This is a genomic window from Flavobacterium sp. CR10, assembly GCF_055814415.1.
Map to the genome: position 1 here is coordinate 723007 of NZ_CP185985.1, position 16077 is coordinate 739083.

Below are 16077 nucleotides of genomic sequence, written 5' to 3' on the forward strand. Positions count from 1 at the left end.
TCCTAACGGAACATCTTTTGTTACGTTTTATTGGCTCTTTACTAATAACTATTTACTCACTTTATACTTCTCATTCGCCGTTAGCATTTCCCAATTATCAGTTCTAAATGGCGATGCAGGTAATTTCTCTTTATTGAAAAGATTGATTTGTGTGTCATCATCTGCCCAGCCGTAATGTACTGCTACGGGATTTTGAACTTTATCGCTTGAAACGATTATTTTGTTGTCTTTTATGATCGCTTTCGCGGAATGAAAAACTTTGTCTGAACCAGCGATTTCAAAACCTTTTAATTCATCGTTATTTGGCGTTGATAATCCGCTGCCGATGTTATCGAAAGTGAGAATGATTTGGTTTCCTTTTATTTCCTGAGATTTATAAGTTGGTCCGCTGTAAACTTGTTTTTTGCCGTAAATATTATTCATGGCGATTGCGGCCAAACGCAAACCAATGTCTTGCTTGTTGGTTGGGTGAATGTCTTTCGCATTTCCAATATCGGTTGTCACGGCCATTCCGGTGTTTGGCAATTTTAAAGTTTCAGATTGTGCTTCGCGAAGTTCTGCCCAACGGCTTCCTTTTTGGCTGTTTCCTCCAAATTCATCAAAAGTGGACAATTGAACGAAGTAAAAAGGAAAATTTCCTTGGTTGAATTTTGTTCTCCAATCAGTAATCATTAATGGAAATGACTTTTTATATTCTTCCGCTCTCCAAACATTCGCTTCTCCTTGATACCATAAAACGCCCTGAATTCCATAAGGAACCAACGGATTTACCATGGCATTGTACAATAATGACGGATAACTGTTTGGTGATAAAGCTGTTTTTACAACAATAACTCTGAATTTCCATTTTCCGTCAAGCGGAATAACTTTACTTCCTATTGTTAATTTCAAATCTTGAGATTCTCCATAGATACCGCCGCCTCCGCTGTTATCGACAATTCTAACAGCAATTACATTTTTCCCTTCTTTTAATACATTTTCGGGTATCTGATAAATACGTCTCGCATCCCATTGTGTATTTCGGCCCACTTCGATTCCGTTTACATATGTAATATCTTCGTCGTCGATTTTTGCTAAACTTAATGTAGCTTTATTTTTAATGTCTTCTGCCGAAAGTGTAATGGTTTTTCGCATCCAAACTACACCATCTAAATCGCCAAGCGGCTGATTTTCCCATAAACCTGGCGTGTTTAATTCACCCCAAGAATTATCATTAAAAGAAAGTTCTTTAAATGATTTCTCATTGTCATTGCTAACGGGAGTTCCCTGAATTTTTTCGACTCTTTCTTTCATTTTTCTGGCATATAGTTTTGAAATAGAGTCAACATTCAAACTCGGAACATCGGCAATCATGTTTTTGAATTCATTGCTTTTTTCGAAAGCTTCGCGGCTTGTCCAGGTTTCTACATTCGTTCCGCCCCAAGAAGTATTGATGATTCCGATTGGGATTTTTAATTCTGAATATAATTTTCTGGCAAAATAATACCCAACTGCTGTAAAGTTCCCAACATTTTCTTTGTTAGCCACTTCCCATTTTCCTTCTTTTAAATCGTCTTTTGGAGTTCCGCTTAAATCTTGTACGACACCAAAATGACGAATCATTGGGTAATTTGCATCTGCAATTTCTTTTTCAGCATTCATAGTTTTGAAAACCTGAAATTCCATATTCGATTGTCCGCTGCAAATCCAAACTTCTCCAACCAAAACATTTTTGATGGTGATTTTATTTTTTCCGATAATGACTAATTCGAAAGGTCCGCCAGCTTTTTCAGCATTTAAATTTACTGTCCATTTTCCGTTTTTATCGGCTGTTGTTTTCTTAATTTGTTTGTTGAAATGAACTTCTACAGTTTCATTCGCATCAGCAAAACCCCAAATCGGAATTTGCTTGTCTCTTTGGAGCACCATTCCTTCAGAGAATAGTATAGGCATTCGCACATTAGCATTAGATAAAACGCTAATTAACAGAAAAATAAATATTACACTCTTTTTCATTTTTTTAATTTAAATATTTTTTGAACCATATAAGTGATATAAGTAAAATTAAGTACATCTCTAAGTAAAAACTTAAAATATCTTATATCACTTATATGGTTTAAACTAATTTTTTCACTTTAATCCGTCTATTAAAGCGTTTAAAGCTTGTGTGTCGAAGACGGAATTATTAGCTCTATTCATGATTCCGAAACCATTGTTTCCTAAGCTTCCTTCATCCCAATAAAATGGTAATAATCCGTTTGCTTTTGCTGTTTTTACGACCGTTTTTAAATAATACGCTCTTGAATTTAAATGTAATGTAAGCGCATCTCCCGTTAAAGTTGTTCTACGGATTGCACCAAATTCTCCCAATAAAACGGGAATTCCTTTATCTACAAATTGAGTTTTCATTAATTTAAAGCTTTTCTCTAAATCGGCTTCTTCTCCCCAAGTTGCATTTCGTTCTGTATCGGTTGTAGAATGAAATCCTGCACCCCAATAATAGAACATTTTACCCCAAGTTTCGTCTTTGGTTAAACCAGCAAAATTCCAAGGAGAATAATAATGAACTTCGACCATCATTCTGCCCGTTACTTTATCTACTGGCAATGTAGTCATTAATTTGTTTGTTTTTTCAATATCTGTTGTTGGACCTTGAACAACCAAAACACGCGTTGCATTTTTTCCTCCAGTTGAACGAACTGCATCAATAAAAGTTTGGTGATACGAAGTTAAAACTGCCATTTGCGTAGCATCTTCAACCGCAGGTTCGTTGGCGCTCGCGAAAAGTAAATGTTCGTCGAAACCTCTTAAATGTGTTGCAATTTGTTCCCAAAACGCTTTTTGTTTGGCATTGTTTTCTACTTTTTTGGCTTCGGTAATATTGTTTTCCAGCCAACCGCCGTCCCAGTGGATGTTTACTACGACATACATATCGTTATCAACGCAATATTGAACCACTTCTTTCACTCGGTTTAACCAATCCACTTTGATTTTTGCTGTTGCAGTATTTTCTAAATTCTGATTCCAAGAACACGGAATTCTAATTGCATTAAATCCGTTTGCTTTTACAGCATCAATTAAAGCTTTAGTCACTTTTGGATTTCCCCATGAGGTTTCGCCTCCAGTTGCTTCTAATGTATTTCCAATATTCCAGCCTAATTTAATTTTTGCTGCCAATTCAACCGCCGAACTTCCCATTCCAGATGCATCAGCCGCAATTGGGTTAGTGTTGTAACTTGGGTATAAACTTCCTGCTGCCTGTGAAACTAAAATTGCTTCTGAGGCAAGTTCACCTCCACTTAACGTAATCACTGCATTTCGAAGATCTGTAGTCGTATTTTCTAAAGCAGTAATTTTTACCACAGTTTGTCCCGATGTTCCAGTAGTCTGACTTAATTTTATCCAACTAGCAGAATTACTCAAAGTCCAAGTGACACCATTAGAATTAATCGTTATTTCAATTGTATTTTCTTTGCTTTCAAAATCAATTTTGCTTGTAGTAGAAGAAAGCGTTTTTATAGCTGGCGGATTTTCTTCTTTATCTGAGCTGCAAGCTGAAACTCCTAGAAAAACAAAACATAAAATAAAACTCAAGAAGTAATCTTTGATTGTTTTTTTCATTTGGTTTGGTTTAAGTTAAGTGTAAGTTTTTAAAATCAACGCCAGCTTTTAATGGGCTGGCGTTGATAGTTTGGTTATTTTATAGCAATAACAATTTATTTAACTGTTACCTGAATTTCTTTTTTAATATCTCTAGAAGAAGTTCCAAGTTTGATAGTGTATTTTCCTGGCTCAACCGTCCATTTTTTAGCAGCAACATCGTAGTAAGCCAATTCTTTTACTGGCACTTTGATAGTCACTTTTTCTGAACTTCCAGCTTTTACATCCGCTTTTTTGAATCCTTTTAATTCTTGTGCTGCACGGGTAATTTTAGAATCAGATTTTGAAGTATATAACTGAACTACTTCTTTTCCGTCTACTTTTCCTGTGTTTTTAACGTCAACAGAAACTTCGATTACGTCATTTTGGGCGTATGAATCTTTATTTGTTTTAGCATTATCAAGGGCGAAAGTCGTGTATGATAATCCGTAACCGAAAGGATATAATGGCGCCACATTTTTAGTATCAAACCAACGGTATCCAATCAAAAGTCCTTCTGCATAATTTACGGTTTTATCTCCAGGGAAACTGTTTGTCGCATGCGCAGGAGAATCTTTTATAGCAACTGGCATTGTCCAAGGTAATTTTCCTGACGGGTTTACTTTTCCTAAAATAACATCGGCTAAAGCATTTCCACCTTCTGATCCATTAAACCAAGACCAAACTACAGCTTGTGATTTTTTGCTTATTTCATTAATATCAAATGGAGCACCAGCAACAAAAACTACAATTGTTTTTGGATTTACAGCCAATACTTTTTTGATTAATTCTTCTTGTCCAAAAGGCAAGTGCAAATCTCTACGATCAGAGGCTTCTGTTTCGTAATCACGGTTTGAACCCGCAAAAATGATCGCAACATCTGAGTTTTTAGCTGCATCAACCGCTTCTTGAACTTTTGCTGGATCTAGTTCGTCAATTGTAACCGGACCATTAGCCGTAATATTTCCTAAGTTTCCTCTATTTTTCTTATCGTAACGCTCTAAATATCCTTCCGCATAATTGATTTTAACTGATGAAGGTAATCTATTTTTAAGACCTTCTAAAGGCGTAACTTCTCTTTTTGTTTTAACTCCCGCTCCAAATCCGCCAAGAGCATTTTTCTTTGTTGCATTATTTCCAATTACGGCAATAGATTTAATTCCGTCTGCTTTTAGCGGAAGCGCATTATTTTCGTTTTTCAACAATACGATTGCTTCAGCAGCAATTTTGTAAGCGTCTTGGTAATGCGCTTCGGTTGCGATGCTTCCTTTTGCGCGCTCCCCTCCGCCCATTGCTTTCACTTGGAATAAAACTCTTAAAATACGTTTTACATGCAGATCAATTTCTTTCTCAGAAACTTCACCAGATTTAACTGCGGCAATTAATTTATCCGCTAAGAAAAATTCGTTGAACGGTTTTGGTGTTCCCATTTCAATATCTAAACCATTTTTCAAAGATTTTGCTGTTGAATGTACCGCAGCCCAATCTGAAACTACTACACCTTTGAATCCCCATTCGTCACGAAGGATTTTATTCAGCATATAATCGTTCTCACATAAATATTCTCCTCTAAATTTATTGTAAGCGCCCATGATACTATACGCTTTTGCTTCTTTTACCGAAGCTTCGAATGCAGGAAGATAAATTTCGCGAAGTGTACGCTCATCAATTTGTACGTCAACAAAATCGCGATTTGTTTCCTGATTGTTTGCTGCGTAATGTTTTACACATGCCATTACATCTTTTTCCTGTAAACCTACAATCAAAGGCACGGCGATTTTTTTATTCAAAAACGGATCTTCAGACATGTATTCGTACGTTCTTCCTCCAAGCGGTGTTCTCACCATATTGATTGCTGGCGAAAGTAACATGTCTTTGTCTCTTGCACGTAATTCTTCTCCTAAACTAGTTCCGAAAGTATGTGCCATTTCTGCATTCCAAGTTGCCGCCAAAGCGCCACCCGCTGGATAATAAGTTGCAAAATCGTTTGTCCATCCCGCTGGAGCCCAATTGTCTCTTGAAATTTCTTCACGAACTCCCAACGGACCATCGGCCATTTTTAATTCTGGAATTCCTAAACGTTTTACGCCTGCGTTTGCAAACATGCTATTTCCGTGAAGCATTCCGATTTTTTCTTCCAATGTCATCTGCGAAATCAATTTGTCAATTTCGGCGTCATGGTCTGTGCTTATTTCTTTTCCAACGTATTCTTCGGTTTGTGCCGAATTTGAAGCTAAAGTCTGTGCATCATTTTTACAAGATGTAAAGAATGCAAAAACCAAAGCTGATGAAAGGAATATCATTTTGTTTTTCATAGATAGTTAGGTGTTTTGATTTAAAGATTCTGAGCCTCACACATGTTCTTTAAATACCGTTAATATTATATGTTTGTGGTTTTTACTTTATTGCTTGATCAAATTAAGAAAAATAACATCATTTTCATTGATTTTAAATTCCTTGCTGAAAGTTCCTTTTGCGTCAATTGTAATTTTTTCTGTCGAAATTGGCGCGCCGTTATTTTTCTCTTTTATCGAATTGACTTGCTCACGTGTTAACTGACTTGGTTTATTCATCGCGAGATAATCCGCGTAAGCGTCATTCACTTTATAACCTACTTTGTAAATTTCTAAAAGATATTTTCCTTTCTGCATTCCGTCAACTTCAATTTTGACTTTTCCTTTTTCTTTTGATGGGAGGTCTTTTATGTAATACGTCTGATTCAGCTCTTTATCACCAGGATGCGTATTCGTAAAATCCCATAATAAAACCTGCACATCTCCTTTTGCATTTTTAGAAGTCCAAGAAGCTTTATCAGAATTTTGAAGTTCTGTTTCTCCTAATTTATTCATTAAATAATAAGAGAAATAAGCCGGCTTTTTAATTCCCTGTGTATTCAACAATCCGAAACCGCCATGAAAAGGCGTAAATCTTGGTCCTGCTTCTTCAAAAATATCGGTAAAAACCCAATACGACATAGAATTTGCAGCATTGCCAACTTGTTTTAATTTCTGCAAAATATAAGCTGCAGAATGATAACTGTCGTGAATTGGATCTGCTGGTGTGTAAGACGCACTCCATTCTGTATAATGCAATTCTAAATTTGGTTTAGCCGATTCTGTAATTTGCTTGCGAGAATTTATAACTTCTCCGCTTACGCTAAATTCATCTTTACTTAAGATTGTTCCAGAAGTTCCAAATTCGTCCAAATATCCGTGTTTTACACCATAAGTATGGGTTGAGATAAAATCAATTGGAACGTTATTTTTATTACAAAAAGCAATTGTTTCAGGAACCCAAGCTGCACCGGCAGTTGCAGGTCCTCCAACTTTATAAGCTGGATTCACAGCTTTTACACCACGAGCTGCGTAATCGTATAATTTATAATATTCTTCCTGAGTGCTGCTCCAAAATCCTGGCGATAAATTCGGTTCGTTCCAAACTTCAAAATACCAAGTTTTTACTTCTTCGTCTCCGTAACGTTCTTTGAAATGTTGGGTTAAATTTCTAATTAAATCTTCCCATTTTTTATAATCTTTCGGTGGCGTTACGTTTCCTTTCCACCAAAAAATGGTTTCTTTTCCGCTTGCCAAAGCATTCGGCATAAAACCTAATTCGACGAAAGGTTTCATTTTCAGACTTACAATAAAATCGAACAAAACATCAACATATTGATAGTTGTATTCTGGATTTCCTTTTTCGTCTTCGCGATAAACGGCCATATCATCGGTCAATAAACCATGAAAACGGATGTATTTAAAATCGCATTCCTTTTTTACCATTGCTAATTGTTGTTGCCAATCTGCACGAAGACCTTCATTTGCTCTTCCTGCACCAATGCATTCTTTAAACATGGTGTTTAATTTTCCTGCTTCTTTTTTATAATCAACTTTTATGATTCGGCTTTCACTTTGTCCAAACGAATAGATTGAACTAAATAAAAATGTAGCTATGATTAAAAGTTTTTTCATCTGAAAGTGGTTTTTTGTTATCCTAACAGGTTTTGAAAACCTGTTAGGTATCTCTTACGATCCTAATATATTTTTCAAACTACTTAAATTAAATACCTAACAGGTTTTGGAAACCTGTTAGGATACTTAAAATTATAATTTCTTAAATCTCACAGCTCCACCGCCAGCTCCGCCTAATTTCAATTGTAATTTATCTGAAGCTTTTACTGTTTTTTTCGAAATTGCCACTGCTTCTGGATTATGCGTTTGATCTGTTCCTTCAGCATCTACATAAATTTGTGCTTCGTAAGTGGCGTTTGGATCTAAGAATGATAATGAAACCTCAACATTTCTAGGCTTTTCATTTGTTAAAGTTCCTAAATACCAATCAGCACTGTTTCTATCTTTTCTTGCTGTTGTAATATATTCACCAATTTTTCCTTCTAAGATTTTAGTGTCTTCCCAATCTGTTGGAACATCTTTTAAGAATTGCAATGCTGGTTTTCCTTCGTAATTTTCTGGAAGATCGGCTAACATTTGAATTGGAGAATAAATCGTAACGTACAATGCCAATTGCTGTCCAACTGTTCCCTGAATTCTTTTTCCTGGATAACCTTGTTTTACCTCAACGTCAAAAATTCCAGGTGTAAAATCCATTGGACCAGAAAGTAATCTTGTAAACGGAATAATACTTAAATGATTTGGCGGATTTCCTTCGCTCCAAGCGTTATATTCTTGTCCGCGAGCCGCTTCTCTCGAAACCATATTTGGATATGTTCTTCTTTCTCCAGTATCTTTAATTGATTCGTGGTATAAAACGGCTAAATCATATTGTGCCGCTTTTTCTAAAATGTATCTAAAATAATTTACTCCAAACTGCCCGAAGTGCATTTGTTTCATGTTCAGTTTAGAACCTACGTGACCAATTTTTACGGTATGAATTCCTAATTTTTTGTATAAAGCAAAACCTTCGTCAACTTCTTTTAGGTAGTTAATCAAGTTTGAACCCGTTTCGTGATATCCGATTAATTCGATGTTCTTTTTCTTTCCGTACTCCACTACTTTTTCTAAATCGAAATTGTCAGCGCTTTTCGTGAAGCTGAACATATGCATTCTATTTTCATACCAAGCTGGTGTCCAGCCTTTGTTCCAACCTTCAATCAATAAATGGTTGAAACCTTCTTTTGCTGTAAAATCAATATATTCTTCAGCGTGTTTTGTAGTTGCTCCTTGTTTGTCGCTTTCCCAGAAAGTATATTTCCCGATGTGCATTCCCCACCAAATTCCTAAATATTTATACGGTTTGAAATAGCTATTTGTATTCTTTAATTTGTTTGGCTCATTCAAGTTTAAAACCAAATAAGAAGTAATTAATTCTCCTGGATTTTCTCCTATTTGAATCGTTCTCCAAGAAGATGTAAACGAATCTTTCACACGAACTTTAATTCCATCAGCCCAAGGCACAAGATCTGATTTTAATTCTGTTCCTTTTGTGTTTACCAAAGTCATACTTGCAAAATCATACAAGTTTGCTTCATGGAAACTTAACGATAATCCGCTTTTGCTTTCGACTGTTAATGGAGTTAAAACGGTATCCAAAGTGCTTACTGGCGCATCTTTAAATAAATATTCGTCACGGTCTGGTCGGTTTGCAGGAATCCACCATGCTTTTCCGTCTTCTTTTAAGTTGAAAGTAGTTTTCTCATCCATGATGAAAATACTATCTTTTACATTTTGTTTTGGATAAACATATCTAAAAGCTACTCCATCATCAAAAGCACGAAACTGAATTTGTAATTTTCTTTTGTTTCCAGTCTTTTGCTGTAAATCAACTACCAATTGATTGTAGTGATTTCTGATGTTTTTCTTCTCTCCCCAAACTTGTTCCCAAGTTTCATCAAACGTAGAAGCTTTTGCTCCTTTAATTTCAAAATTTGAACTTAAGTCTTCGTTTCCTTTCAATACAAATCCCATATCTGACGGAGAAATGACTTCTGTCTTTCCGTGAGAAACTGCATATTTTGGAGCATTCTTTACTAACTCAAATTTGATGGTATTCTTTCCGTTTGGCGATGCCAATTCGTAAGCATTCTTAGTTTTTTGACTGTAGCCTATTGTTATTGAAAACAAAACGGCTGGGAGAATTAGATAATTTTTCATGTTTTTTGGAATTATTTTTTGCCACGAATTTCACTAATTTCCACGAATTGAATTTGTGATAATTTGTGCAATTTGTGGTTGCATTTTTTTAACACATAGAAATATAGCTCATTGGAGTCTTTAAAAAAAGGCGTTTCACTTGTTTAAATTCACATAGTTTTCTATGTGTTAGAAACTAGTTTCTTTCCAATTTCTTTATTCACAAATATGAAACCTATGTTTCTATGTGTTTAAATATTTTTATTTTTTCACCACAAATTCCACAAATTATCACAAATTCAATTCGTGGAAATTGGTGCAATTCGTGGCAAACTATTATTTATTTTGCCCACTCCGTTTTAAAAGTGGTTTTTCCGTTTAACGGATTTGCTGCTACGTCGAAATTGTTTCCGCTTTTGTTCACTTTTATTTCCTGAACAGCATCACCTTCTGGTAAAAATACTTTGGCTGTTGCCGAAGTCGTTTTATCGCTTGCGAATACTTTTAATGTCAATTTGCTCCAATCCATATCTTTTGTAGACTGCGCTAAACCGATGTGTGGAATTGCAGTTCCATCTTTTACTAAAACTACGATTGGCACTTCACCCGCTTTGATTTTATGCCAGCCCGATTGGTACACTTTTTTAGTTTGATAATCAATCCAAGTTCCTTCTGGAAGGTAAACATCTCTTTCTTCAACCTCTTCAAAAAGTGGTGCCACCAACATACTTGAACCAAATAAATATTCATTGTCCACTAACCAAGCTCCTGGATCGTTTGGATATTCTACAAAAAGAGCACGCATCATTGGCAATCCTTTTTGCGAACTTTCTTTTGCCTGAGCGTAGATATATGGCATTAATTCATAACGCATATTATCTGCTTTTCTAAATCCTTCTAAGAATTCTTTGCTGTATAACCAAGGTTCGCGAGGCGGTTCTCCGTGGCTTCTTACGTGTGAAGTAAACATTCCGAATGGCGTCCATCGTCTGTAAATGTTTTCAGGCGATTTGGTTGCGAAACCTCCAACATCATGACTCCAGAAACTGAATCCGCTAAGACCTAATGAAAGTCCACCGCGTAATTCTGCCGACATTGCGCCGTTTGAAGTTTCAGCATCTCCACCCCAATGCAAAGGATAACGCTGCGATCCTGCCCAAGTACTTCTAGCCCAGATTAAAGTATATCCTTTTTCTTTTTGAGTAATTTCTGCAACTGCTTTATTGTATCTTAATGGATATAAATTATGCTCGTAGAAACCTGTTCTTCCAGAATGGTAAATTCCGTCTGGCGGTGCTGCTTCTCCAAAATCAACCTTAAAAACCGCGACCCCATCATCAAACAATTTTTTCAATTTTCCTTGGTACCAAGAAATAGTTTCTGGATTCGAGAAGTCTAAAACAGCATCTTCATAAGGAAGATTTCCTTTTCTGTCTCTTACGGCTAAATTTTTATCCATGATTTCTGGAAACAAAGTATTCTTTGGCGTGAAATAAGGCAACTGCCAAAGACAAACTTGGAAACCATCTTTCTTTAAATCAGACATCATTTTTACAGCATCTGGGAAACGAGATTTTGCAAACTCGTAGTTGTTTCTCCAATCTACATCAAACCAGCCTGTGTCAAAGTGAATAACATCGGTTGGAATTTTGTATTTACGCAAATCTCTTGCTACATCTCTTCCCTCTTTTTCAGAGAAATACGTAATACGGCTCATCCAGAAACCGAAAGACCAAAGTGGCGGCATAGCAGCTTTTCCAGTCAGATTTGTGTATTGATCTAAGATGTCTTTTGGTTCTCCGATAAAGAAAAACAAATCGGCTTCGTCGTCTCCAATGTACATTTCGTTAGCACTTGAAAAGTATTTTCCGAAGTCAACTGTAATTGGTGTGGAATGATGCATAAAAACTCCGTATCCACGACTGCTCATGTAAAACGGAATTGGTTTATACATCGTTTCATTTTGGATTCCGTTTGCATCATCTGCCCACAAAACTACTTTTGAACCGCGTTTGTTGAATTGTGTGAATGATTCACCGCAACCAAATATTTTTTCGTCTGGTTCCAAACTGAAAGCCGCGCCCATACTTCTTGAATAATCGCTGTTTCTGCGAACGTAAGAAAACGGAAGTGTTGGTGTATAGGTGTTTTTAAAATCAGTATCATGAAGTGTACTTGTCAGCAATTTCCCTTTTTCATCGTAGATTTTTACGTGCCACGGTTTTGTCAAAATCTCCACTTTTCCGTGTTTACTGGTGTAACTATGACCGCCTTCGATTTTAGCATATTTCCATAATTCTGGATGATTTGGAGCAACGCCATCAACCAACATTAGAGATTCTTTTTGCTGATGAAATTGCGGTCCAGAAGTTGTTTTGATACGAAGGGTTCTGTCTGAAACAAACTGAATTTCGAATGGCAAAACTGGCGAAGCTTCATATTCTGTTGTTGGAAATTCGTTTGCTTTTTCCACATCAGGTTTCATCATCATGTTGTTGAAAGCCTGACGTGTTTTATAATTATATCTCAAATATTTTATCGTTCCCTTTGCAGTTGCAGGATCAAAAGAAGCCAATTCGTCTGCGAAATAAAAAGTATTCAGATAGTTCTGAAAATCTTTACTGATATCTATTGGAGCATTTAATACATCTGCATTTTGGATTTGAGCAGTTGCATTTGGAACTGCTAAAAATCCAAACATTAAGGCAGAAAACAATGCGGTTAGTTTTGAGTTTTTCATTGGTTAATAATCTAGATGTTAGTTTATCCTAACAGGTTTCCAAAACCTGTTAGGTATTTTATTTATATCTTAATAAAAATCTATTGATACCTAACAGGTTTTGGAAACCTGTTAGGATAGCGTAACTTATTATTCTGTTGTTATTACAATTGTAGCTTGTTTTAAGCCATTCGCTTTAGCGGTCAATTCCAATCTACCTGATGTATCTCCAGATTGTACAATCACCAAACATTTTCCTGCCAAAGCCGTATGTTTAGTTCCTTTGTACGGTTCATGACTAACTGGATCTCCACTGCAAACGCCTACGATTTTTCCGTTTCCTTTTAAAGAGAAATTAATTTCGTTATTTGCATTTGGTGCTAAAGTTCCTTTATCATCTAAAATATCAACTGTAATAAATGACAAATCATTTTTATCCGCTTTGATGGTGCTTCTGTCCGCAGTTAATTTTAATTGCGAAGGATTTCCAGACGTTTTGATTTCTTTTTCTAAAACTACTTTTCCATCTTTTCGCGAAATGGCTTTTAGAGTTCCTGCTTCAAAAGGAATTCGCCACATTACATGTAAATCATCTCCTTTTTTGCTTCTTTTTCCAACTGATTTTCCGTTTACGAAAAGTTCCACCTCATCGGCTTTATTGTAGTATGCCCAAACATCAACCGTTTGTCCAGCTTTCCAGTTCCAATGTGGGAAAATATGAAGAACCGTTTTATCTGTCCATTCACTTTGGTACATATAATAAACGTCTTTCGGGAAACCTGCCAAATCTACAATTCCGAAATACGAACTTACCGATGGCCATTCGTATGGAGTTGGTTCTCCAATGTAATCGAAGCCAGTCCAAATGTACATTCCTGAAAGGTAATCGTGTTTTTTAATCACTTTCCAAGTCGCTTCGTGCGTAGAACCCCAAGGCGCTTGAACCTGATCGTAAGCTGAAACAGTATTCCCTGGATTTCCTTCGGTAAATTTAAGATCCCATCTTACTGGCCATTTTTTTATTGTATCAGAAACAGCATCATAATATCCTCTTGTCTGCAAACCTGAAGTAGTTTCGGTTGCGATAAAAGGTGTTTTCGGGAAATTTTCCTGATGATGCGAATAGGTTTGATGCGCATAATTGTATCCTATTAAATCTAAAACTCCAGAAGCAGCAATTGGATTAATTTGAACATTTTTCTTCTCAAATTGCAACGTTACCTCGTTAATATTCATATTGACTGGCGGATTCATCGCTGCAGTAATTGGACGTGTTTTATCATATTGGCGTACAATTCCAGCTAATTCTTTGGCAATTTGCACTCCGGTTTCGCTCCATTGATCTGGAATTTCATTTCCAATGCTCCAAATAAAAATACTGGCATGATTACGGTCACGAAGCAATTGATCTGTCAAATCTTTTTTATGCCATTTTTCCCAATCATTGGCATAATCGTATTTTGTCTTATTCGTTTTCCACATATCAAAAGCTTCATCCATTACAATGAAACCCATTTTGTCGCAAAGCTGTAACAGTTCTGGAGCTGGAGGATTGTGTGAAGTTCTGATTCCGTTTACGCCCATTTCTTTCAAAATCTCTAACTGTCGTTGGATTGCTCTTGTATTGATTGCAGAACCCAGCGGTCCTAAATCGTGATGCATGCAGACTCCTTTTATTTTGACTTGCTTTCCATTCAAAACAAAACCTTTGTTCAAGTCAAATTTAAAATCTCTGATTCCGAAAGTAGTTTTGTATTGATCTATTATTTTATCGTCAAGCGAAATTTCGGTAACAGCTGTGTACAATTCCGGTTTTTCATCTGACCATAAAATCGGATTTTCAACTTCTGCAGATTGCTTTATAGTTTGATTGTCATTCGCACCAATTGTTATATTTTGAGTAACCGATGTTACTTTGGTATCTTCTTTAAAAATAGTAGTCGTTACCGTTGCCTTTTTACCTTCTTTGTATTGATTTTTGATTGTTGTTTCAATATTTACCGAAGCTTTTTCAGCGGTAACTTTTGGAGTTGTAATGTACGTCCCCCATTGTCCAACGTGAAGTTTATCTGTGGTTTCGATCCAGACATTTCTAAAAATTCCTGAACCCGAATACCAGCGTGAATTAGGTTGTTTTGAATTGTCAACCTTAACAATTATTTCGTTGTTTTTGTCTCCGTAATTTAAGTATGGAGAAATTTCATATTGAAAACCAATATATCCGTTTGGACGTTTTCCCAAATAATGGCCATTTATCCAGACTTCACTGTTTCTGTAAACGCCATCAAAAGTGATTGAAGTTATTTTTGTACTGTCTTCTGCAGCGACTTTAAATATTTTTTTGTACCAGCCTAAACCTCCGCTAAGAGATCCTCCTCCATAACCAGCAGGGCTTTTTTCATCAAATTTTCCTTCAATGCTCCAATCGTGAGGAACGTCTAAAGTTCTCCATTTTGTTGAAACTCCAATCGTGTCTTTATCGACTATACTATCATTAAGGTGAAAGCTCCAGTTGGCATTAAAAGAAACTTTTCGGTTTACAAATGCATCTTGTTTTTTGTTACAAGAACTGAATACTGTGATTCCTACTAACATTAGTAAGGACAATCTGTTCCTAAAACTTTTTCTTTTATTCATGAGCATTGTTTTTTGTTTGAAAATTAAGTTAGAACTAAAATTATATTTTCTCCACCGCTTAAAACAAGTAGTAAGTCTCAGTTTTAAAAAATAGCACCTATTTTAAAAAGCTGAGACTTACTAAATTAAACTATTATTGTTTTGCCACCAAGTGATAAATTAAGTAATCACCATCTGCCCTGATCGCTATAAAAGCCAATGTTGTTTCGGTAAGTTCTACAATTTGCACATTAGTAAAACTAAAAGCAGAACTATAATAGCTCGCAACCATTGGATGTAGCATTTCTGTTCCTCCGTTAAAACCAAGTCTATCATTTGTTGAACCTGGCGTCAGGCTAAAATTAAAAGTTCCGATTTTAGTTTGCTGCGTAGTATTGCCTAGCGCTGAATTAGTTTGTTTTACAGAAACATTATAACCTCCATTAAGATCAAATGTAATTTCTCCCCAATCTTTATTTTCCAGACCTGCCCAAGAAATATCAGATAAATTTGGCCACCAACCATGACCGCTTACGGCAATATTCTGATAAGATGCTGGTTTGCCGATAAATTCAAGAGGTGCAGTCATGTACAATACCCATGTTTTGCCTTCAACTCCATTAGTTAGTAAATCCCATCTTGGATCACTAAATAAACTCGTATCATTTTCTGTAACGGTTACTGTTTTTGTCGAACTTACTGAACCTCCTTGTCCAAAGGCAGTAAGGCTAATGTTGTAAGTGCCTGAGAATGGCAGTGAAATCGTAGTTTCGTTCAAATTACTATGTCCTAATGCATTGCCTTTACTATCTGTATAACTAAAATAAGGAATAATTCCTGGAGTCAAGTTCTTTAATTTTACTACATTTCCGCCCGGTTTTGCTACAAGATCCTGAGTAACCTCAAACTTTACATCCGATTTATCCATTATACTATCTAAAGAATAAGATTCAGGAGAACAAGATGGTATAAGAAATAGTACCACTAACATCAAAAATGATGTAATTACTAATTTAGTCTTTTTCATTTTTTTCATTT

The 16077-nt window shown here is 35.9% G+C and carries 8 protein-coding genes; all 8 read right to left on the reverse strand.

Annotated features, from left to right (window positions below):
* Positions 1-48: 48 nt before the first annotated feature.
* Positions 49-1995, reverse strand: coding sequence for a sialate O-acetylesterase (locus ACNRYB_RS03485; protein ID WP_473729241.1), 1947 nt, complete (start codon positions 1993-1995; stop codon positions 49-51).
* Between the two features lie 114 nt (positions 1996-2109).
* Positions 2110-3600, reverse strand: a complete 1491-nt coding sequence (locus ACNRYB_RS03490; RefSeq protein WP_473729242.1) for a cellulase family glycosylhydrolase — start codon at positions 3598-3600, stop codon at positions 2110-2112.
* A 95-nt stretch (positions 3601-3695) separates the two neighbouring features.
* On the reverse strand, positions 3696-5933 hold the full coding sequence (locus tag ACNRYB_RS03495; RefSeq protein WP_473729243.1) for a glycoside hydrolase family 3 C-terminal domain-containing protein: 2238 nt from the start codon (positions 5931-5933) through the stop codon (positions 3696-3698).
* An 87-nt stretch (positions 5934-6020) separates the two neighbouring features.
* Complete coding sequence (locus ACNRYB_RS03500) at positions 6021-7586, reverse strand: GH39 family glycosyl hydrolase (protein ID WP_473729244.1); 1566 nt, start codon at positions 7584-7586, stop codon at positions 6021-6023.
* A gap of 132 nt (positions 7587-7718) precedes the next feature.
* On the reverse strand, positions 7719-9725 hold the full coding sequence (locus ACNRYB_RS03505) for a glycoside hydrolase family 97 protein (RefSeq protein WP_473729245.1): 2007 nt from the start codon (positions 9723-9725) through the stop codon (positions 7719-7721).
* Between the two features lie 319 nt (positions 9726-10044).
* On the reverse strand, positions 10045-12444 hold the full coding sequence (locus ACNRYB_RS03510) for a glycoside hydrolase family 31 protein (RefSeq protein WP_473729246.1): 2400 nt from the start codon (positions 12442-12444) through the stop codon (positions 10045-10047).
* A 129-nt stretch (positions 12445-12573) separates the two neighbouring features.
* Positions 12574-15060 (reverse strand): glycoside hydrolase family 2 TIM barrel-domain containing protein, encoded by a 2487-nt coding sequence (locus ACNRYB_RS03515; protein ID WP_473729247.1) that lies wholly within the window; start codon positions 15058-15060, stop codon positions 12574-12576.
* A 133-nt stretch (positions 15061-15193) separates the two neighbouring features.
* Positions 15194-16066, reverse strand: a complete 873-nt coding sequence (locus ACNRYB_RS03520) for a hypothetical protein (RefSeq protein WP_129746703.1) — start codon at positions 16064-16066, stop codon at positions 15194-15196.
* Between the last annotated feature and the right edge of the window lie 11 nt (positions 16067-16077).